The sequence below is a fragment of the Paenibacillus uliginis N3/975 genome (assembly GCF_900177425.1).
GTDB classification, from domain to species: domain Bacteria; phylum Bacillota; class Bacilli; order Paenibacillales; family Paenibacillaceae; genus Paenibacillus_AQ; species Paenibacillus_AQ uliginis.
In genome coordinates this window covers 727342-749310 of record NZ_LT840184.1, presented here as the reverse complement: position 1 = coordinate 749310, position 21969 = coordinate 727342, and the positions used below count along the sequence as shown (strand labels likewise).

Annotated in this window: 21 protein-coding genes and 1 pseudogene; 4 read left to right on the top strand and 18 right to left on the bottom strand. The window is 45.8% G+C overall.

The features are described from left to right. Nucleotides 1–135: 135 nt before the first annotated feature. From B9N86_RS03405 to uptA, 4 genes are all read right to left on the bottom strand, one after another. Nucleotides 136–327, bottom strand: a complete 192-nt coding sequence (locus B9N86_RS03405) for a hypothetical protein (RefSeq protein WP_208917778.1) — start codon at nucleotides 325–327, stop codon at nucleotides 136–138. Nucleotides 328–516: 189 nt separating this feature from the next. Next, nucleotides 517–1143 carry an MBL fold metallo-hydrolase gene (locus B9N86_RS03400; protein WP_208917777.1) on the bottom strand — a complete coding sequence of 209 codons (627 nt, stop codon included), beginning with the start codon at nucleotides 1141–1143 and terminating at the stop codon, nucleotides 517–519. Between the two features lie 6 nt (nucleotides 1144–1149). Further along, entirely contained in the window at nucleotides 1150–1716 is a 567-nt protein-coding gene (locus B9N86_RS03395; protein ID WP_208917776.1) for a thioredoxin family protein, read from the bottom strand. Nucleotides 1717–1718: 2 nt separating this feature from the next. Then, entirely contained in the window at nucleotides 1719–2327 is a 609-nt protein-coding gene (gene uptA / locus B9N86_RS03390; protein WP_208917775.1) for an undecaprenyl phosphate transporter UptA, read from the bottom strand. Nucleotides 2328–2483: 156 nt separating this feature from the next. On the opposite strand from uptA, the gene B9N86_RS03385 reads away from it, so the two are divergent. After that, complete coding sequence (locus tag B9N86_RS03385) at nucleotides 2484–2798, top strand: hypothetical protein (protein WP_208917774.1); 315 nt, start codon at nucleotides 2484–2486, stop codon at nucleotides 2796–2798. A gap of 13 nt (nucleotides 2799–2811) precedes the next feature. Here B9N86_RS03385 and B9N86_RS03380 read toward each other — a convergent pair whose 3' ends face one another. From B9N86_RS03380 to yyaC, 5 genes are all read right to left on the bottom strand, one after another. After that, nucleotides 2812–5157, bottom strand: coding sequence for an O-antigen ligase family protein (locus B9N86_RS03380; protein WP_210190637.1), 2346 nt, complete (start codon nucleotides 5155–5157; stop codon nucleotides 2812–2814). 314 nt (nucleotides 5158–5471) lie between these two features. Continuing rightward, entirely contained in the window at nucleotides 5472–6647 is a 1176-nt protein-coding gene (locus tag B9N86_RS03375) for a class I SAM-dependent methyltransferase (RefSeq protein ID WP_208917772.1), read from the bottom strand. 100 nt (nucleotides 6648–6747) lie between these two features. Next, a complete protein-coding gene (locus tag B9N86_RS03370) occupies nucleotides 6748–7425 on the bottom strand; it encodes a DUF6483 family protein (RefSeq protein WP_208917771.1) in 678 nt (225 codons plus the stop codon). A gap of 162 nt (nucleotides 7426–7587) precedes the next feature. Continuing rightward, nucleotides 7588–8379, bottom strand: a complete 792-nt coding sequence (locus tag B9N86_RS03365; protein WP_208917770.1) for an alpha/beta fold hydrolase — start codon at nucleotides 8377–8379, stop codon at nucleotides 7588–7590. Between the two features lie 107 nt (nucleotides 8380–8486). Beyond that, a complete protein-coding gene (gene yyaC, locus B9N86_RS03360; protein ID WP_208917769.1) occupies nucleotides 8487–9026 on the bottom strand; it encodes a spore protease YyaC in 540 nt (179 codons plus the stop codon). A 184-nt stretch (nucleotides 9027–9210) separates the two neighbouring features. On the opposite strand from yyaC, the gene B9N86_RS03355 reads away from it, so the two are divergent. After that, nucleotides 9211–9435: a DUF1128 domain-containing protein gene (locus B9N86_RS03355; protein ID WP_208917768.1), complete on the top strand. Its 225-nt coding sequence runs from the start codon at nucleotides 9211–9213 to the stop codon at nucleotides 9433–9435. 154 nt (nucleotides 9436–9589) lie between these two features. On the opposite strand, the gene B9N86_RS03350 is transcribed toward B9N86_RS03355, so the two are convergent. Further along, a complete protein-coding gene (locus tag B9N86_RS03350; RefSeq protein ID WP_208917767.1) occupies nucleotides 9590–10594 on the bottom strand; it encodes an asparaginase in 1005 nt (334 codons plus the stop codon). A gap of 344 nt (nucleotides 10595–10938) precedes the next feature. Here B9N86_RS03350 and B9N86_RS03345 point away from each other — a divergent pair, with 344 nt between their 5' ends. Together B9N86_RS03345 and B9N86_RS03340 are read left to right on the top strand one after the other, a co-directional pair. Further along, nucleotides 10939–11325, top strand: coding sequence for a YtxH domain-containing protein (locus B9N86_RS03345; RefSeq protein WP_208917766.1), 387 nt, complete (start codon nucleotides 10939–10941; stop codon nucleotides 11323–11325). Between the two features lie 162 nt (nucleotides 11326–11487). After that, nucleotides 11488–11898: a DUF5665 domain-containing protein gene (locus B9N86_RS03340; RefSeq protein WP_244562934.1), complete on the top strand. Its 411-nt coding sequence runs from the start codon at nucleotides 11488–11490 to the stop codon at nucleotides 11896–11898. A 58-nt stretch (nucleotides 11899–11956) separates the two neighbouring features. On the opposite strand, the gene B9N86_RS03335 is transcribed toward B9N86_RS03340, so the two are convergent. The 8 genes and pseudogenes from B9N86_RS03335 to B9N86_RS03300 form a co-directional block, all read right to left on the bottom strand. Beyond that, nucleotides 11957–12937: a magnesium transporter CorA family protein gene (locus tag B9N86_RS03335; RefSeq protein WP_208920066.1), complete on the bottom strand. Its 981-nt coding sequence runs from the start codon at nucleotides 12935–12937 to the stop codon at nucleotides 11957–11959. Between the two features lie 231 nt (nucleotides 12938–13168). Further along, nucleotides 13169–13939 carry a sigma-70 family RNA polymerase sigma factor gene (locus B9N86_RS03330; protein ID WP_208917765.1) on the bottom strand — a complete coding sequence of 257 codons (771 nt, stop codon included), beginning with the start codon at nucleotides 13937–13939 and terminating at the stop codon, nucleotides 13169–13171. Beyond that, nucleotides 13936–14388, bottom strand: coding sequence for an anti-sigma B factor RsbW (gene rsbW / locus B9N86_RS03325; RefSeq protein ID WP_208917764.1), 453 nt, complete (start codon nucleotides 14386–14388; stop codon nucleotides 13936–13938). Before rsbW ends, B9N86_RS03330 begins: the two co-directional genes overlap by 4 nt. A gap of 16 nt (nucleotides 14389–14404) precedes the next feature. Further along, nucleotides 14405–14743 (bottom strand): STAS domain-containing protein, encoded by a 339-nt coding sequence (locus B9N86_RS03320; RefSeq protein WP_208917763.1) that lies wholly within the window; start codon nucleotides 14741–14743, stop codon nucleotides 14405–14407. A 166-nt stretch (nucleotides 14744–14909) separates the two neighbouring features. Then, nucleotides 14910–16133, bottom strand: a pseudogene (locus B9N86_RS03315) (ATP-binding response regulator); the annotation flags it as partial. An 18-nt stretch (nucleotides 16134–16151) separates the two neighbouring features. Then, nucleotides 16152–17021, bottom strand: coding sequence for a CheR family methyltransferase (locus B9N86_RS03310; RefSeq protein ID WP_208917761.1), 870 nt, complete (start codon nucleotides 17019–17021; stop codon nucleotides 16152–16154). A gap of 65 nt (nucleotides 17022–17086) precedes the next feature. Next, nucleotides 17087–20740 carry a response regulator gene (locus tag B9N86_RS03305; RefSeq protein ID WP_208917760.1) on the bottom strand — a complete coding sequence of 1218 codons (3654 nt, stop codon included), beginning with the start codon at nucleotides 20738–20740 and terminating at the stop codon, nucleotides 17087–17089. Beyond that, nucleotides 20730–21911, bottom strand: a complete 1182-nt coding sequence (locus tag B9N86_RS03300) for a PP2C family protein-serine/threonine phosphatase (protein WP_208917759.1) — start codon at nucleotides 21909–21911, stop codon at nucleotides 20730–20732. The genes B9N86_RS03305 and B9N86_RS03300 overlap by 11 nt, the downstream gene beginning before the upstream one ends. Between the last annotated feature and the right edge of the window lie 58 nt (nucleotides 21912–21969).

Genomic DNA, 21969 nt, shown 5'->3' with positions numbered 1-21969 from the left:
TTTTTGTTTTTTACACTGTCTACTTGACAGGGGGCACTTCAAATCCCTTAGATGGCCTGCTTTTTCTTTTACTAGTAGCTGTTTCAACAATGTTCAAAAATCATATCTGGGACAATCCCGCTTGCTGTATGTATTTCACTTATTTTGACGATATTCGTTCAATCTATCCTGCCATGGCTGAGTCCCAGATTCATTCCCCCGGAATAATCTGTGCCATACCACAGATTTCGTCAACTGAATGTCAGGACTGTTTACAGCTGAGCTTTCATTTTCGACATGCCTTACAGCACTAATCTCCACAAGCTGCAGTAACCTATTATCCTTCATTCCTAATCCCCCTAATGGTAGACCACACCCCAAAAATGGCCACAAAAATAAAAGAACGCAAACCGGGATTATAATTCCACAGTCTGCGTGCTTCGCAAAGGTAACATTTAGTTGACATTATTGTATCAATCTTGTCTTACCTTGTCCAGACAATTCTCTCGAATTTTGTCGTTTTCAGTTCATATAACATCAATTGACGTATGGATTTTGTTGTTTTTCGAATCCTATCGTCGTCCGGGGGCCATGGCCTGGATAAACAATTACATCATCTGGAAATTTGTATAGCGTATTCTGGATGGAATCCAGCAGATCCCGCTCTCTCCCGCCAGGCAAGTCTGTACGCCCTACTCCCATACGGAACAGAACATCACCGGAAAACAGATGATTCCCATTTAGAAAGCTGACGCTTCCCGGCGAGTGTCCCGGAGTATGGTACACCGTAAAGGTGTGACCGATCAGGTTCAGCTTCTGTCCAGCAGCCAGATCATATTCTGCAGGATCTGTAGATAACGGCGGGCTTACTTGCGGCCACATTAATGAACCGTTCAGCTTCGGACTACCCAGCCAGTCCCTTTCCAGATCGTGGAGATAAACCGGACAACCCTTCAGCTTCCGAATTTCCTCCACACCGGCCATGTGATCAAAATGAGCATGGGTCAGCAAAATCGCTTCAATCTCGAGATTCGCAATCCGCTTAAGCAGCGGTCCCGGATTCATGCCTGGATCAATGATCACAGCTTTGCCTTCCTCCGAGCCAGTTAAAAGATATGCGTTCGTCTGCAGGGGTCCAAGGTTAAATGTTTCAATCTTCAGCATGTCTACTTAAAACCCTGAAATCAGCTCGCGCAGTTCGGCTATGATAACCGCATGAGCTTCATTTCCTTCCCCATAAGCCTTAATAATATCTTGACGGACAGCCCCAAGTTTCTCTTGGTAGTCCGGAGCCTCACGATCACTGTTGTCCTTCTTGAATTCAATCATAAACCGCTGCACGTGCTCAGGCCGGGGCCCCCACTGACCAAGAACATGTCCTCCGGTATCGGCAAAAATGACAACGGGAACAGAACGTCCACCCATGGTAAGAAACTGGTCCATCACATCCAGATGCTGCTCCATAACGAGTACTTCCGTCTCCATCCCAGCCGTTTCAAGCGCCTGGAATACAACCGGCACATTACGAACGACATCACCGCACCAATCGGCTGCAAGAATGAGTACTCGAAGATCATCCCTGAAATTCAGACTTTCAAAAAATTCCCGGTCCTCTTCGCTGTTCCAGGTGAATTGGTCATACCCTGCTTTAAAAGCTTCCTTGTTCTTCTCCATACCTTCCATAAACTGCTTTGGTGAAATGCCGGTACCGAATTTGTGAGCCAGATTAACTGCCATGTTTATGACCTCCTTTTTTTTGATTTAAACCACTTGATCACAAAATAAATTATCATTAATGCCAATGCGCCGAGCAGGAACTCACGTACAAACGGAGATGCTTTTTCGTCGATATGCTCCCATTGGTCACCCAGCAGCAGCCCCAGATATAAAAATAACGCTGTCCAAGGGATGACTGCAAGTGTTGTCAGTAACGTAAAGCGCCATACATTCATCTTGGAGATACCCGCCGGAATGGATATCGCATGCCGAACGACAGGAACAAAGCGCGCTGTAAATATAACACCTGTACCGTATTTCTTAAACCACTCTTCGGAATAATCGATATGTTTCTTCTTAATTAATATGTACTTCCCGTATTTCTCCAAAACAGGCCTACCACCGTAGCGTCCGATCCAATAAACAAACAGCTGTGCAACGACTCCCCCAACCGTACCGAATAACATAGCCCCAAAGAAGTTAATTTCTCCAATGGAAACCAGATATCCACCGTATGCGAGCACAATTTCGCTAGGGATGACTTCCATCATTAGACCAAGCATAATGCCGAAGTAACCCAAGCTCTGGATCCAATCAAACAAACGGCCAACCAAATCGTAAACAAACTCCACGATTTCCCCCTCTTCCTAAAGCACCTTTATCCTTATCCTTAATAATAGCCTATTCTAACATAGCCTTGGACATGCGTTCCAGTCCGCCCAATTGATCTGACGCCTGTGACTTTCGCCCGGACTTTCACATATGGTGAAGTAAAAGGAGTGAGCAACATGCATTCATCGCACGCCAAGCAGGTTGGTAGCCGCCCTCCGACACCGAGGGGTATACGCCGTGCTTGCAGCAAAGAATTGTATCGTACAACTAAGCGGCTGAAGCAATATATTTCACCGGAGTTGTTGAAGCAGGGCGAAGATCTTTATTACCGAAAAGTGATAGGCAATCTGATCTGGATCCACGATAACTACAGTAATAAAAAGGCTCTATGTGACTGGTGGGAAAAAGAGGTTTGCGGTGAGCTTGCTGAGCTCTGGCAAATACCTGAAAAACCGCTCGCCTCCGCCTTTAGGGATGCTTTTGGCGGATAACTAGCGGTTTTTATCATCTCGTATTGGGCGTGAGCAGTACGGGAATGTCCATCGCGTTAGCGTTTATTCGAAGATTGGATTCCGCAATCCGTTGCTTCAATTTCCTTCCTTCCTGCTCGGCTTGAATCGTCATTCTGAAATCCCTATCATTTCTGACAAGAGGATTTCTTGCCATCACTTCTACCGATTGTCGATACAAATCGTAAATCTCCAAAGCGGAATAAGTCGTGTGTATAGCAGCTCTGTTTTTTCCCGAAGCCCACTGGTTTCGGGCCATTTGAGCCAGGGAGAGAATCGCTCGAGTCTGCTTCACCGTATGATGACGGTCTCTGTCTATACTGATCTTATACCATACAGCCGCCTGTCTGGAATTTCCGCTCATCGCATGTAATTCGGCCATCTGCCAAGTGAGTGCCGGATGTCCCGGTGAGCGGGCGAGACTTCGATTCAGCAGGTCAGCCGCTTCCTTCGCTGGTAGCAGCTCTGCGAGCAGTGCAGCTGCTTCTGGTGAAACAGGGTTCCAGCGTATCGAAGTCTTCAGAAGCTGCTTGCGTTCTTCCCTATTTGCTGTGTATAGCGCCTGTTCGTAATAGCGGTTTCCCATCCAATAGGATGAAGCAAGAGCCGTCCATGCCGTTAGACATACCATACCTGTTATAAAGAGAACATGGTGCCAACGGAATTTTCGGATGAAGAAGATCAGACGAAAACGGGATGTACGGGATACTTCCGTCGTACGTTTCAAGACTGCTGCTTGTGAGGCCTCTCTGCTGGTCTGCCCCGCTCCCATGGCTGCCAGCCAAAGTATAAGAAGCCACACCAGTCCAAAACTCCAATCAAAGTCAATGATGCTGTGAATCATCAGAACGGAAAGAGAAGGCACCAAAGGCGGACAAGTTGTTCTTAATCGAATTGCCGACATCAGCAATAAAATGAATACCATAAGTGAACCAATCACTCCGGTATTTAGCAGCAAATCGATGTATCCGCTGTGCACTTCAGCCCCGACGTAAGGCTGTGATTGAATGGAGCGGTATGAAAGTCGCCATGTGTCACCACCGCGTCCAAGCCAAGGCGCTGATGAGAACAATCCCCAAGCATCCTGGTACATCAATTGACGGGCACTCATCGTCTCTGCTCCGCCTACGAGGCGGGCCTTTACACGTGATAGAACCGTTGCAAAAGCGATGGCATAAAGAACCGATGACATGATTATTACAACCAGCTGACGATAGCCAGTGACAGAAGCCGGGACGGAGATGATACCGGACGCAGCGCCGCAGCCATTGCCAAGAGACGTGCTGGCGGTAGTGTCGCTTACGGTGCCTTGAGCGGTATCGGTGGACAGTCTGTCGGCGGGGACGAGAACCTGATCGGGGGCAGTACCCTGGATGATGACGGATGGCAGGTTAAGAGCTTTGTCATGAGGCCGGCCGGCGATGGTGTCGGGGGCAGAGACAGGGGCTGGGCGTGAAGAGCTGCGCAGCCCCCGCCACAGTAGCAGGCCGGCGAGCACGCTGCCGGCCCAAAGCCCGGCCAGCCATAGCAGGCCGGGCAGCACCGCCGGAGCCAGCTGGACATCAGCCAGCTGGCGATAGAGCAGTGCCGCGCCTGCGACGGGCGCGGCACTTGCCGCCAAGAGCGGCGCTGCCCAGCGCCGCTCTGCGGCCAGACCGGCCGCGCACGCCAGTGCGGCCGCAAGCCAGGCACCGCGCGACTCCGTCAGGAGCAGCGCGGCGGTGTAGGGCGCGAGCGGCAGCAGTGCTGCCGCGGCGCGAAGCGGGCTTGCCCGCCCCCGGAGCGCGGCGGGCAGTGCAAACAGCCGCTCGAGGAGAAATGCGGCCATCACTGCCCCGAACGTATTCGGGTATTGCAGCAGGCCGCCCAGCCTCGCGCCGGTTGCACTTACCTCAAGATTAACCGAACGAAAGAACGCGTGCGGCAAATCCACCAATCCATATACGGCCAGCAAAGCGCTGCCGCATAGAATTAACCCCGTCATATGCCACACCAAACGCAGCATTCTTCCTCCTTCCTGCTCTCTGCTAGCCATCCAGAGAGCAGTTCCAACCGATCCGAACAAGCCCCAGCGTATAATCTCATTTCCTGTACCCTCTGCGGATATCGAACCGTTCATCCCATGCCATATATAGATGATTACTATTCCACCAACGCACACTAGAAGAGGAAAGAGGGGGGTTTTGTGCTGCTTCAAGAAGCGGGGCTTATTGCCGGTAAGTACATATCCAGCAGTCAACAGCATGCAGGATATTCCCCACATGATACTTACTCCATGTAAATCCTCATCAAAAAACAGACCTGCTTTCAGGCTGGACATACCCATTACTAGTATCAGCATTATTATTCCACAGCGTCGAACAAGGAGGTTTGTCATTACCCTTTCGCCCTTTCCAAAGTGGGATACCTCCCCATTGTGGTCGAGCAGCAAACAATGTATTCCCTGAACATCTATTTGTGCAAACCACCGTACTTACCAGACGAATCTACCAAAGCGCGGTGTGGCGTTACTTAACAGGGATCCCCACAAAAAATAGGCCATCCAGAAATCTCTGGCTGACCTGATCATGCAAAAAAAACGGTTCGCACCTTTGGAGCCTACACTCCAAGGCCGGACCGTTTAACCTATCAGAATTGTAGGTGAGCTTATTCCTATCAAGACTTCGGTAGCAAATCTCGGCATGCATTTTCCAAATACGGCGAAGCACTAAGGAAGTCCCTAAACGCCGTATATTCCTGCCATAGTTTATTTTTATCTCCAGCTGTTCCCTTGACCGCACGAATCAAAATGTTTTTCGGAGTATGCTCCAAATCAATAAACTCTAGCAGTTGAGTACGGTAACCCATCAAATCAAGCAGCTTAGCACGGATCGCATCAGTTGCGAGCGCCGAGAAGCGTTCCTTCAAAATTCCATGCGACAGGAGCGGCTCCATCACAGGACTGTTCACCTGGGAGAACAACTCATGCTGACAGCAAGGAACCGATAGAATAACAGACGCACCCCAGCGTACTGCTTTTTCCAAGGCGGCATCCGTTGCCGTGTCACAGGCATGAAGCGTTACTACCATATCGACCTGCTCTAATTCATCATAATCCGCGATGTCGCCGACAAGAAACCGCAATTGCGAGTAATTCAGCTTTTTTGCCAGCAAACTGCAGTGTTCGATAACATCCGCCTTTAGATCCAATCCGACAATTTTCAGCGATCTTCGTGCGGTGACCGCCAAATAATGATAAAGTGCAAACGTAAGATACGATTTACCACAGCCAAAATCAACAATGGTGAGCGGCCGATCTTCTGGCAGATGAGGGAGTACATCTTCTACCATTTCCAGAAAACGATTGATCTGCTTAAACTTATCGTACTTCCGAGCAAAAACTTTACCCTCATCGTTCATAATACCGAGCTCCACCAAAAATGGAACAGGTGTACCTTCTTCAAGCACATACGTTTTTTTACGATTGTGGGCCAAGTCACTTTGAGTTTTAGTTGGTGACTTGGTCAGAATAGACACCTTGTACTTTTTGGATATAAGCACTTGATAGTCTGCTTCCGGTGTACAGATAATCGCTTGACGGAACGTCTCTTCCAAAAGCTTGATCAGAGCAGCCTCCGCTTCATCGGAGGGCACGTTCTGATGTGTCACCTTGTTTCCAGAAAAATAGGCAAACTGATAATGAAGCTTGTTTTTCAATTCGACGGGTTTGACCGTCACCTTCGTATAAGAAACCCCTTCCCGCTTACGCAGCTGGCTGAGGATGGCCGTAATCAATGATGTGTTATCAATGATTTGGTGAACAAGTTTACGCAGTGCATCCAAAAGGTACATCTCACTTTCATGTTGTATTTGCAGCCCGTTAAACCACATTATTTATGATAACATCTCCGGTCAATGCTGCCCAATCAGGTGACTTGAAAGCAGAGAACCATTAATAGGGGTTCTGGGACTGCGTTACATGAGAATAACGCAGTTTCAGTTCTTCAAGTCCTTCCTGAACTTCCGTTATAGGAAGTCTTCCCCGTTCCAACTCATCCTTATCTACGGCCAGAAGACGTTCATAAAAAAGCCTTCCCTCCCGATAATCTACCGCTTCTCGTTGCAGAAGCCGGTAGAGGCTGTCCTCCGCAGCCGCATATTCACCTTCTCTTTCCGTGTAAGTAAATAAAAGGCGTTCCGTCTCGTTAGGCAAACCATGGGGGCGTACACGTTCCAGAAGTTCATTGATCCGGCGCGGCATGTCCAGTATATGTCGATCTCCACCATGCATAGAAGCGGATAAGTATAAATGAAGAGCCTTTACCAACAGAGTATTCCCATCCTCCAGCCGATCCATATCAAGATAAATATCAGCTTCTTCCTCCAACAGCCTTGCCGTACTTTGCAGCTTATCGGCCTCAACGACCCCACCGCTGTGGAACAGCTGAACGATATCTTCTGCTGACAATGATTTCAACAATTTGGAATTGAGACGGAATTGGCGGCTCAGCATTTCGTTAATTTCCAAAAGAGCCTCGTTATGCTTTTTCTGCTGCTTTAAGCCAAATACTTTGGATATCATCTGCGTCATTTCCTCCACAAGACGGAGGAGATAATCTTTCCGATACATTCCGCTTCCCCATTTCTTGACTAATCTGTTATTTCAATCTAGATAGATTGTAAAAGATCAGCCATCATATTACCAGTACCAGCAATCCCCCTTCATTACCACGAAAAAGCCAGAGGCTCTTCTCCTCCGGCTATAGCTCTTTAATCCGTGCTTATATGATGTTTAAGACGAATGAACATGATCTAAAAATGAATGAATGACTTTCCCCAGCTCCTCTGGTTCTTCCATCATGCTCATGTGACCCGCTTCTTTAATTACACTCTGGGTTACGTTCGTGTGGTCTGTTGTAAAGACACGCTCTGACGGTATGAGGCCGTCTTTCTCTCCTGCAATAAGCAGAACAGGAAGTGTTGTTGAAGAAAGTACATCCCTCCGGTCAGGCCGCTCACGCATCGCAAGCGCTGCGCCGATTGCTCCTTGCGGTGGCGTTAAATATCCGATTTCTTTCGCTTTCTGAATGCATTCCGGTTTTCTATTCTCCATTCCAGGAGCAAATAAGCCAGGAATGAGCCCGTCCACAAAGTTTGTAATTCCTTCTCCCTGAATGACGCTTACTGCCTTCACTCTCTTCTCCTTGGCTTCATCCGAATCCGGGTAACCTGTAGAGTGAATCAGGCCACACGCATTCAACCGCGAAGTGTATCGCTGAACAAATGACAGCGTAATGTAGCCACCGAGAGAATGTCCAAGCAGCGTTGCCTTCTGAATATCCAGCTCATCCATCAGCAGCAATACGTCATCAGCCATTTGTTCAATGGTATAAGGTCCCACCGGTGCGTCAGAACGTCCATGACCTCGAAGATCCGGTACAATGACCCGGTAACCGTTCAAATATGGCAGTACCTGTTCCCAGTAAGAAGAGCTTCCGCAATAACCATGAAGCAAAATAACCGGCTCTCCGTGTCCCTGTTCCAGATAACATATCGTATTGCCGTTGCATTTTACTTTTTCCATTACACGCTACCCTTCTTTCTATAGATAGGCACTTCGTTAAAGTACCTATGGTTTTATAAAGATGTACTATTATTAAACCATAAACCAGCCCTGCTGAAACGCCTGTCTCAAGTACTAAGGCCAAAGGCGGATGCGGCAGCATGTGCGATTTCTTCGGCCATTGTCATAACCAGATGAAGAGAAGTAACCTGCAAAGTCCAGTAAGGCTTAGGCCCCTGTACATTAACAACCGCAGCTATACTGTAGTGACCAACCGAAGGAAGCGGCTTGCCCACAGACTGGGCTGGATGGATCGGACCTGCAGATCCAAAGAAAAAGCTAACGGAGGAAGACTGGCCCAAGCAAGCATCAATCGCAATTACAGTACTTCCTTTCGGAATGTCCTGCAGCTTGGTCTCCAGATTACAAGCGTCACAAGGGTCGGAAAGTGTGCCGATAACGTGCGGAAATCCATATTCTAGCAGTCTGCTTCCTGTCAGTGGTCCTAGCGCATCACCTGTTGAACGGTCAGTCCCGATACATAAAAATGTAACTTGGTCCATTGAATGCTGCTGAGATATGCCTGTAAAAAAACTTTGCAGCTGCTCTCCCGACAATTTGGTTTTCGTCACAGGCGGAGCCTGTTGAAAACCCACATAATCGCCCATTGCCTTCCCCCTTCACGGTATATGTGTTGTGTTTGCTGCGAATCTCACTATAATCTGCGAATCCGTAGTTTCCCTGATTTTACCCTAACCGGAGCACTGTGGCAAAAACATTGGTTCGTCTGGCAGCAACATGGTACAATACAGGACGTAAACTCGTTATCAAGTGAGAGGAATGGTGCCAATCATGGATCTAAATGAGAAATCTCAGGAAAACATTGAGTATATGATCGAACAAATCAAATTAAAGCTACGCATGGCTTCAGCGGCTGCTATGCAGGCCTCGGCCTTCTCCAAGGATCAATATGAAGATATACGTGATTTGTATGATATGGTTATGAGCAAGAACACATTGAGCATATCCGAGGTTGAAGCGCTCGTATCCGAGTTGGGACGCCTGCGTGGAAATTGATCACGTCTTTGTCATTACTTAAAAGCCCCCACCCGACTCTCCTACTACAGAGAGACGTGTGGGGGCTTTAAGTATCATTTCTTAAGGCATATCAATAACGATAAATTCTGTTTCTCCCTCACTGTTTCCTTTAAAAATAACCTCTTCGCATTCATCAAACGTAATTTAAACTGAATGCTGTTTCCGCTCGGCCTACCTTTTTACCTCCATCATTGTACAGATCTTTCGTAAAAGCTTTTCTTAAAGAATCAATTGTGGCCCGGTTATCGTAACCTAGTTGATCAAGGATAGACTCTACAATATACCCCCATTCTTCCTCCGAGCCGTCCAATATTTTGAAGGTAATGCCGAGTCTCTCCTTTTTCAGGCCAAAACAGTAAACTCCTTTGAAGCCGCCTTTAGCAACGATATTTTGATCCTGAAGCAGAAGAGTATCCACTCTTCCGCTTCCCGCCACCATAAAGGGATGGGAATTCATCGTCTGTGCAATCTTTTCAACCGCGCGTCGAGTCGGCTCGTCCTCTATCCGATCAGGACAAGCCAGTTTCATATAAGCAGTAGCCAATGCTTGCAAGGGTAATGCAAATACCGGAAGACCACAGCCGTCTGTACCGAGTATGATTTCATCTTTCGACAGACCACACATATACGCTATGGTGCTCAGAATTTCCTGCTGTACAGGATGATTGGGGTCCTCGTACCCTGCAAGGGGAAGTCCCTTCATCTGACTATAAGCAAGCAGACCCAAATGTTTTCCTGAACAGTTATGATAAAGCTTATTTTTATTTCCTCCACTGCGGATTAGAGAATCTCTCGTTTCACCATCGAGCGGATAACTCGAGGCACATACAAGTCGGCTTTCTCCGATTCCCGTCTTGTCCATTATAGAGATTAGCGTCTCTTGGTGTTCATGTTCCCCTCGGTGAGATGCAGTCATAATGGCAATTTCCTGATCCGTCAGATGATAACGGTCTGCTAAATGCGCACGAATGGCCGGAATAGCCTGCAGGGGTTTCGCAGAAGAACGGGTGAATGTGACATAATGCGGGTCGCCGGCAAACGCCTTAACCTTTCCCTCATCGTTTACGATACATATATGTCCACTGTGGGAGCACTCCATGACGTCCGCACGATATTCCTTAACCAGAACAGTTTCCATGATGTTCTCTCCTTCTATACTAATCCATATATTATTGCCCATACCATAGGACAAGATTTAAGTTAAAACGTAGCTTAATAATTATAGTACAAAAAGGAGCACATATCAGCAGGCAATTATACTCTAATATAGACATCACTTTCTCTATATCTCACGTTTATTGTTTCATCATCTTCCCTCACGTTTAAATACCAGATAAGCAAGCCCCATCGAAAACAAGACTCTGAAAAGGACAGCACTCTTCATATTCTTGTTGGGACTCGTAGCCAAAATCTTTAGAAGAACTATCTAATCCTAACAGATTAGAGATACTGAATTATATTAATCTAAAGGAGTGAATGGTCATGAATCACACAGAACAAGAACATCCGGTACAGAGTGGATCAACTTTCTTTAAGGGTGCTTTTATTGGTGCATTGGTCGGCGCTGCAGCAGCTCTACTGTTTGCACCGAAGCCTGGCCGAGAACTTCGTGGGGAGCTTTCAGACAAAATCACGCTGGTTACAGATAAAACCAAAGATGTTGCAGGCGTTGTTGGCGATAAGGCTACTGAGCTTGCCAAAACAGTAAGCAGCAAGGCTTCCGACGTCATGACAACTGTAAATGAAAGCCGCGGTAACATTATGTCGAGCGTTAAACAGGCTTCGATGGATGTGACGGATGAAGTAGCGACTGCTTCTGAAGACGTCAAAAACGTGACAAAAGATGCTTCATCTGACGTCAGCCAATAGATGAAGTCGACGAGATACCAAAGCCGCGATAGTAGTAATAGCCAGCTGACAATAGCTGGCTTCTTTATTTAAGTCCCCAATACTTTGTGCCTACGTGAAAAATTGCCGTAACTTTAATTATAGGAAGCCGTGTGCTTCCCTTTAGGAAGGCGGGGATATGACATGAGTAAAGCAAATCCTTATAACGGCAGTCCGAGGATTTTTGATCGATCAGAGCGTCATGCACGTTCGCGGGAACGGGACCGCGTGCTTGACCAGAAGCGTGGCGTTTATGATGTGGACGAACATCCCTTTCAATTGAGACATGAAGTCAAGAGATTGAACAGCCGATTGGATAAAATTGCTGATTTCCTTGAAAGATCAGACTTTATAGACATTGTGGAGAACTACATGAACCCGAAAAAACGAATGATTACCAACTTTACAGCCGGCCTCTCCCGCGGCCTCGGCATGACGATTGGAACTTTCGTTGTTCTAGGTTTGCTCGGTTACATCTTAAGCCTGTTCGTGGATATGCCGCTTATTGGTGATTATATTGCGGAATTACAAGGCTATATTAATAAATCCAAGTAGTGTTTAGCATAAAGAAGTCCGAACTCCTTCTAACGAGTTCGGACTTCTTTATGCTCCATTATATGTTTTTGTTCTTTGCTCTTACTCTCAGTAAATCACCGGTCCAGCCTTTCATATACATCCACACATACATGCCCACCGTTAAAACCAAAGTAAAGAGAATAGCCACCAGGAATCCCCACGATACCTTTGTAATCGGAAGGTTTTCAAAGTTCATTCCCCATATAGCTCCTACCACAGTTGTCGGTGTGAAGATTACAGTTATGATGGTTAGCGTCTTCATAATTTCATTCCCGCGGAAACCGGCAATTGCATCGTCAATTGAAACTAAAGTATCGATTTCCTCTTCATAATGCTGGAACAACTTCTCCATTCGCTCAACACGATGAAGCAACTGTTGATAATACTTGCTGTCCTCCAGTGTGTCCAAATACCCCTCTTTGGATGCTGCAATCAATTCCTGAAACGGAATAAAGAGATTACTCCAATAGAGCAGTTCAAAGCGGGATGAAAGTATATTATCCATCAAATTTCGTTGGTTATGCTCTCTCATGACGGATTCAACTTCACGAAGTCTTGCCTCAAATTTATCCATACCAGCATGGAAATAATGCAATATCGCCCTTGAAAGAACAAACATCCCATCGATCGGTCGTTTACATTGATGCAACATGGAGATGCGGTCCTTCTCTCCCATGACCCCTCTGGTATGCTCGTCCAAGTTAAATGTAATCAGTACGTTCTGGTCGATATAGAAATATAACTGTTCATCTTTACGTTCCTCATCAAGACCTGAGGCCACCGTATACAGTATAGATCCTACAATAATAGGGTTTACTCCGTCAGGAAAACGAACAGACATATAGTTCTTGCCTTTCAATGAAGATATCAGATCGAACCATTTCGATGTGTTAGGATATTCGGTACGTAGCTCACCAATGAGAGGCGAGCTCCAATCATCAACCTGAAGATCGTACCACTTCCAGCCTCCTGTAAGCGTATATAACCTCTGCCCCTCCTCCAGCTTCAAGGTCGTCATCAATTCATCACATCCTTCATCATATGTACTAAAAGAAAAACATCTATCGACGTACCTCAAAGAAGACAGACCACATTTAGCGGTAGTTTTTCTTGCGAGATAAGGATGCACTTTGCTCTCCGATGTTTATTCTTTCTTATCTCTAAAAAAGGCACGCATATCCTTCTCTCAGGAATAGCGTGCCCTTATGTAGACCAGTCCTCATACCCGATACAGAGAAGCTTGTCCATATCAATACGATGAATTAGACATGATTTGTTTCAATTTCTCTGTTGCTCTCTTCTGGATACGGGATACACTCATCTGTGAAACACCGAGCTTCTGCGCAATGGCGCGCTGGGATTGTCCGTCCTGGAATGCCAAGAGCAGCACTTTCTGCTCCTGCTCCTTCAACTGACTTAATGCCTGCTGTAAATCCATTCGCTTCTCAACAGAATCAAAGTCGTTCACATCAGAGCTGATAAGTTCACCGAGCGTAGCACCCGTTTCTTCTTGAGATAATGGAGAATCCAATGATACATAATGATAGCATTCACGGCCGGCCAGAACTTCTACGGTTTCCTCAACTGTCAGATCCAAGTATTCCGCAATCTCATTAACACCAGGCGATCGTTCCAGCTTCATCATCAATTCATCGATAGCCTGCTGAACAAGTGCGCCCTTTTCTTTAATCCGACGAGGAACCTGAATATACCAAGATTTATCGCGTAAAAAGTTTTTCATATGACCGATCATACTCTTCATCGCGTACGGCTCAAATGGAATTCCTAGACTGATATCATACTGCTTAAGCAACCGGATCAGGGACATCTGCCCCACCTGATATAAATCTTCGTAAAGGTCAGGACGATTACGGGCAATTTTACCCGCAGCCATTTTAACCATCGGTTCATATTTTTGAATTAAGACGGTAGCGATTTCGTTATCCTTCGTCTGTTGATATTCCCTAATCAGACGAATCGCTTCATCTTTGGACTCTGGGGGAGTCACTTTATCGCTCATACAAGCTCCTCGCTTTTCGCAAGCCGTTTGGTAAGAATAACTTGTGTACCCTTTCCTCTCTGATTCGTCACACTCACTTCATCCATGAGCGCCTCCATCAAATAAAAACCGAGGCCTCCAATCTGAACTTCGCTGAGCTCTTTATCATGGAGGGTTCCACGACCGTCTGCATTATCATCACTCTCGAAACTCTCCCCTTCGTCTCTGACTGTGATGGATAATGATTCACTAGTGACTTCATACACGACTTCCACCATTCCGCCCTCTTGTCCATAAGCGTATAAAACGGTGTTATTGCATGCTTCTGATACAGCTACCTTCATATCTTCAATCTCTTCATAAGTGAAGCCCATTTTGGAAGCTATTCCGTAAAGATTCAATCGAACAATATCAACATATTCCGCATTGGCAGGTAAATTGAGCGTTATTTTTTGTACTTCAGCATTCATTCTTTTCTTTCCTTTCCTATTGGGAATTCTCCTGAGGGGCAAAGAACTTCGCAATACCAGTCATGTCAAACAGCTTTTGGATTTGCTGAGGAACTTCCTCAACGGCAAAGCGGGCTTCCATACCATGTCTTGCTTTTAAAATAGACAACAGAATTCCGATACCCGTACTGTCGATATATGTAATTTCCTTCAAATTGACGATCAAATCCATGTCCGAATTGCTCACAAGAGGTTCCATAACCATTCGAAAATCAGGTGCAACGGACAAGTCAAGCTCGCCGCTTAAAAGCACTGTGCATACACTTTCGTTCATGTGAGTCTTGGCATTAAACTTATCATTACTGTTTGTATTCATACACACACTCTCTCCCAAAATTTGTTTTCCTTACAAATAACCCGTTATTCGATGTGTTGAAACAACTCAGCAACCAGATTCATCATAGTAACATTTGAGCTATTGAGCATGGTGGATGTTCATTATCGACTTTTGCCTATGAGATAGGGATAATCTTGAAAGGTAGCTTATCCCGACCTAGCAGCTGATCTTCCTCTTCATGCTTATGAACCTTAATGGTAAAGACAAACGTTGCCCCCATCTCTTCAGTGGATTCGACCCGGATTTCTCCACCCATCATCTGCACCAGTGACTTACAGATGGCCAGACCGAGTCCAGTCCCCCCATACTTACGGGTCATGGAAGAATCCAGTTGTGAGAATGGTTTAAAAAGCCTGTCAATCTTGTCCGCTGAAATACCTATTCCTGAATCTTTTACGTTAAATTCAAGAGTTAAGGTTTCGTCCTCTCGCTCAATAAGTGAAATAACCAAATATACCCCGCCTTGGTTAGTGAACTTAACCGCATTGGAAACAAGGTTCATCAGCACCTGACGCAGACGCCCCATATCGCCATAAACCATGCGCGGGATCTGATCTTCTATGAAATAGAGAAGCTCCAGATTTTTTTTGTTGGCCTCAGCCGAAAAAAGTCCAAAAACTTCCTGCACACAAGATTTCAGCTCAAATGGATACTCCTCCAGCTCCATTTTCCCTGACTCCATTTTGGTGAAATCCAAAATATCATTAATAATCGAGACCAGCGCATCAGCGCTGTTTCGGATAATATCTGCATACTCCTTCTGTTCATCCTGAAGATCGCTATCCATCAATAAATCAATCATACCGATAACCCCATTCATGGGTGTGCGAATCTCATGGCTCATCATCGCCAGAAACTCCGTCTTGGCTTTGGCCGCAATTTCTGCCGCTTCCTTGGCCTGTATCAGCTCATGATTGATTTTCTCCAGCTCCTGAGTCTTCTTGTGAAGCAGCATGGATTGAGTCTTCAGCCTTTTATTTGTCAGGTACATATCCACAAATCCCTCAATCTTAGATTTCAGAATTTGGGGGATGAAGGGCTTTACCATATAATCAATAGCTCCGGCAGAGTACCCTGCAAACAGATGTTCCGCTTCCTTGCTGTTAGCCGAAATAAATATGATAGGAATATCTTTCGTCTTGTCCCTCGCCTTTATGAGCCGCGCCGTTTCAATTCCATCCATGCCCGGCATCTGAACGTCAAGTACAATCACGGCGAACTCATATTTCAAGAGATATCTTAACGCTTCTTCCCCGGAAGTTGCTTTGACAAGCGTATACTGTTTACTGTCGAGCACCGCTTCCAGTGCAAGCAAATTCTCAGAGCGGTCATCTACCAGCAAAATATGAATCGGATCGTGAACCCCCATGGAATCCTCCTAAAAACACTATTTAATCTTTCGGTATATCTTCTCTACCCGGTCCAGCGGTTCGTACGAATCACTGTAACTCGTAAAATGAATCGACTCTTTCGCCCCCAGTACAAGAATACCAAAATGACTTAAGCTCTCATGAAATAGTCCATGTACGTGATTGCGAAGTTCATCATTAAAATAAATCATCACATTTCTGCAAAAGATCACATTAAATTCGTTGAAGGAACGATCTGTCGCTAAATTGTGTTCTGCAAAAATCATATTTTTCTTCAGGAACGGATGAAAGATAACAGAATTGTATTTAGCCGTATAATATTCGGAGAACGAGCGAGTACCGCCCGCCTCCAAGTAATTTTTAGTGTATTGTTTCATGCGTTTTATATCGAAAACGCCTTCCTTAGCCTGCTGTAACGAACGTGAATTCATGTCGGTTGCATAAATACGTGCCTGATCGTACAGGCCTTCCTCATGCAGTAGAATTGCCATGGAGTATACCTCTTCGCCAGTCGAGCAGCCGGCGTGCCAAATCCGGATGTACGGGTATGTTCTCAGAAGCGGGACCAACTTTTGCCTGAACGTCAGGAAAAGATTCGGATCCCGGAACATTTCCGTAACCGGAATGGACAAATTATAGATGAGGCGTTCAAAGCAAGCTCGTTCATGCAGAACTTTCTCCTGTAAAGCTGAAATGGAAGATAACCCTTCTGCATAAACATGGTGCCAGATTCTTCGCCTCAATGAAGGGAGAGCATAGTTGCGAAAATCATAACCATAGAATCGATGAATGCCTTGAAGTAGTAGCTCAATTTCGATTTGTTCCAGCTCTCGGTCGTTCTTATCTTCCAGATTCCATTCGATATCCGTATGGTCAGTTGATGTCATTGTTTTGCACCGGCTTTCTCCCTTTAACATTTATATATTTGTTATTCATTACCCAAAAGTGTCACTTACGAATACAGCCACACACGCATTAACGAAAGAAGTTGTTCAGTTTGAATCGGCTTCTTCATATAATCCGAAGCACCTGCCTCAATACATTTCGCTCGATCTTCTTTCATTGCTTTTGCCGTGAGGGCAATGATCGGCATCTTCTCGAATTGAGGCATTTGACGCAATCTCCGCATCGCCTCGTAACCGTCCATTTCCGGCATCATCATATCCATCAGCACCAGGTCATAATCCGGGTTGGCTTCAAGAAGTTCTAAAGCTTCCCGTCCATTCTCGGCGAAGGTTACTTCCATGTTATAGCTTTCAAGCACACTTGAGAGGGCGAACACATTCCGGATGTCATCATCCACAAGCATGATTTTTTTGCCATCAAAGAGTTCTTCTTTATTATGCAACTTCTGGAGTATTTTACGCTTATCCTCTGGCAAATTGGCCTCTACCCGGTGCAGGAACAACGTTGTCTCATCAAGCAGACGTTCCGGTGACTTCACATCCTTAATAATGATGGACTCCGCATATTTCCGTAGGCGGGTTTCTTCCTTACTATCTAACTCTTTACCTGTATAGATAATGATTGGCAGATCAATGAGTTTATCATCGTCACGAATCTGATCAAGCAGATCAAAACCGGTCATATCTGTTAAAATCAAGTCCAGTACCATACAGTCATAACGCTGCTTCCTCAATTCTTCAAGTGCTTCCCTTCCTGTCGATACTGCGGTTATCGAGACATCATCATGACCGATAAGCTCAATGATGGAATGCCGCTGGATGTCATCATCCTCTACGATCAGCAGATGCTTCACGGACTGCTCGGTATAAGATTCAATATGAGAGAAGGCACCTTCTAGTGCTTCACGTGAAGAAGGTTTTTTCAGATAAGCGATAGCACCCATCATCAGACCCTGCTTCACTTCATCAATAACCGATATGACATGTACAGGTATATGACGGGTCGATGCTGAGCTTTTAAGCTCCCCGAGCACTGACCATCCGTCCATTACCGGCAGTTGAATATCCAGAATGATAGCATCAGGCTGATAAGACTGGGCCATTTTGAGACCCACATCACCTTGCAGAGCAACCAATCCTTTAAATCCACGACCTCTTGCCATATCCAGCAAAATCTTAGCAAATTTGTCGTCGTCCTCAACAATCAAAAGCACTTTATCCGTTGGCCCAATCTGATCCAGGTCGTCCTCAAAACGTACCGCCTTAATTGTCTGCTTAGATGACAGAAAGCTTCTGGACAGTATAAATTCGGAATCTGGTGTTTGCACCGTAGCGGCTGCTTCTTGTTCAGCAGAAGCTTCTGTTCGCCGGCTAGGCAAATAGAGCGTAAAGCAGCTGCCCTTGCCCTCTTCTGTCTCCACATGAATGGCGCCGCCAAGAAGACGGGAAAGCTCCCGGCTAATGGACAATCCAAGTCCGGTTCCTCCGTATTTGCGGCTCGTCGTTCCGTCTACCTGTTGAAATGCTTCGAATATAAGGTCAGTTTTATCATCAGGGATACCAATACCCGTGTCTTTTACAGAGAATGCGATATAGTCGCTTTCACAATTCAGAAAATATGGAAGTTTCTCTGGATCGGCCGAAGCAATATCCACTTTAACAGAACCTTTGCTGGTAAATTTAAAGGCGTTAGACAACAGGTTGCGCAAAATCTGTTTGACCCTGTGACCATCAGTTACGATGCTCTCGGGTATCCCATCTTCTATTTCGACTTTTAAGTCAACGCCTCTCTTAGAAGCGACCGGCGCAAAGTTCTGCTGTACAAATCCTTCGATTTCCGTCATACGCACAGGCTCGTTGTTGATTTCCATTTTGCCGGCATCCACTTTGGATAAATCAAGGATTTCATCGATCATCTTCAGTAGATCCGCACCCGACATATAAATCGTCTGAGCATATTCAATCTGCTTAGAAGATAAGTTTCCGTCCTTGTTCTCGGAAAGCAGCTGAGACAAAATTAGCAAGCTGTTAAGCGGTGTTCGAAGCTCATGCGACATATTGGTCATAAATTCGGACTTGTATTTGGTCGTGACAGAAAGCTGCATGGCCTGTTTCTCCATCTGTTCACGTGCTTTTTCAATCTCGTCGTTCTTCTCTTCCACTTCCTGAACTTGTTCCTCCAGAGCCCGCGTCTTGGCAACAAGTTCTGTATTGTAATGTTCCAGTTCTTCCTGCTGCCGCTGAAGCAGTTCCTCGGACCGTTTAAGCGCCTCGGTCTGCTCTTCCAAATTCTCATTGGAACGGCGGAGATCCTCCTGCTGAGTCTGCAGCTCTTCCGATTGACATTGCAGCTCTTCCGTAAGTGCTTGAGATTCACGCAACAGTTCTTCTACCCGCATACGACCGGTAATATTATTCAGGATAATACCAAGAGACTGACTTAGCTGTGACAACAAATGTTCCTGAAGTGACGTAAACTGTTCGAATGAAGCTACCTCCACAACGCCGAGGATTTCGTTCTGAAACATGATTGGATAAATCATGATGGCCCCTGGCTTGGATGAACCCCATCCAGACTGAACCTTCATATAACCTTCCGGCGGACTGTCCAGCGAAATTGGCTTCTTGTCGAGAGCCACTTGACCTACAAGACCTTCGCCAATCACAAAAAATTGTTTAGGGCTTTCACTGCCTTCAAATGCGTAGGAACCTCTAACTTCAAGTTTATTCGGATTCTTGTCCTCCTCGCGAATATACAGTGCTCCGTAGCGGGCACCCAGTACCGGTGTAAATTCGCTAATAAACCGTTGACTAACCTCTTCCAGAGAATTGATCCCTTCGAACAGTTCAGTCACTCTGGCCATGTTGGAATTAATCCAAGATTGGTCCCGTTGAGCCTGCAGATAGGTCTGCTCAAGTCTCTGTTTTTCTTCAATATCCTCAGCCATTTCCTTGAAAACTTGCGCTACTTGTCCGATCTCATCCTTCGAGGTGACCTTGATCCGGCGGACCGCTTTTATTCGGCCCTCACCAAAGCCCTTGATCATCATGGAAACAACGTTAATTCCACGAGTTATGCTCGGAACCACCCAAAGAAAAACGATCAAGCCGATCAGAAGCCCTGCAGCCATAAAAAAGGTCGTAATCTGAATGGAGCGCTCGTAAGCCGTCTTGGCATCCTCTATATCTTCGTTAATCTTAGCGTTCTGATAGCTCGAAAGTGCATTCAGACTGTCCAGCATTTCTTCCTGAACAGCTTGACCCGTCGTAATACGGTAAGAATTAGCTCCACTTAAGTTGCCTTCCGCCAAAAGTTCCAATGTTCTAGATTGATATCCTACATATTGTTCTCTAGCCTTTTCAATCCGATCAAGTAGCTGCTGCTCTTCCGCTGTATTTATACCTTTTATCAGTCCGTCAAAATAAACGCTTACCTCTTGATCTATGGCTTCAATTTCTGCCCTTGCCTTGTCTGAGGTTGCTGTTTCCTCACTCAACATCATATTGGTAAGTGTACGGGCCATGTCGTTCACTTGCCCCCGCATTGCGCTGGAATCACGAACCTTTAAGTAGCGTTCACTATAAATCGTATCGAGCTGCTGGTTCATAAAACTGATCCGATCATATCCGATCAAAGTCAAAATAAGCATAATCGTAAGCAGTGTCGTGAATCCTATGACCAGCTTGCTTTTAATCTTCATTCGTCCCCCCCACTCCCTCTTTCAGTGTTATCCATACGAGGCACTTATCATCTTCACGCTCCCCGGCAGGATTATCTATAAAAAATTGTTCCTTCATTACATCTTCTCTCCACTCGCTGGAGCCGCCTAAATGCTGCTTCAAATAATCAAGCTTATCCTCGTGGCTACCCTCAACAAGCTCCAGAATACCGTCCGTATACATCGCAAGATGAGCGTTGCCTTCATAATGAAAGCTACGTGGTTCCATTCCATCAATGCGGTCAAACAGTCCTACCGGGCAGCAGCCTTGATCCAGCGTCATCACCGAACCGTCCTGCTGAAAAAATAGCGCCGGCGGATGGCCTGCATTAACGTAATCCACCCGCTTCATGCGTGTATCCACGACCAGGTAAATAGCAGTAAAATAATATTGAATCAATTGATCACCAAGATGGAGCTGATTGAACCTGCGGTTTAATTCCTGTATAACCTTCTCAGGTTCCACATAAGTGGTAACTGTGTCTTTCAAAACCGAGGCAATGAACATGCAGAAAAGAGACGAGGAAATTCCATGTCCCATCATATCAAGCAGTATTATGCCATATCGGCCGTCACCCAGTGGATACCATGCATACAAATCACCGGCTAACTCGGCTGATGGCTGGTACAGGGCGTGAACCTCAAAGAGCTCCTCTTCAATGGGAGAACTCAGCACAGCATTTTGAACCATGGCTGCCAGCGTTAATTCATCCTTGATTCGCTGTTCTCTCTCCTTATGCCAATCCTTCTCATGCTTCAAGCGAAGCGCCAAGCGAATTCTCGCCATAAGCTCTACTTTGTTAATAGGCTTAGTTACATAGTCTACAGCTCCAGCATCAAGAGCTTCGGCTAACTTTTTGGAATCGCCAACTGCTGTCACCATAATAATAGGAATATCTTTCAAATGATCGTACTGTTGTATGATCCGGCAGGCTTCAATCCCGTCCATCTCTGGCATCATCATATCGAGCAGTATTAAATCTATATCAACACGCTTGGGACGGAGGTCCGTGGTACGTTCTCCGATACCGAGGTCGTCCAGCATTTCCAAGGCCGAAGACGCCGTTACAATATCACGATATTGTTCTTTCTTTAAGATTTCTCGGATAATTATGACGTTAGTCGGATTGTCATCAACAATTAGTATTCTCATAACCCTCTCCTTAACGTTACTCTCAATGCGCAGAAACCCTTTTTTTCAAACTATTATA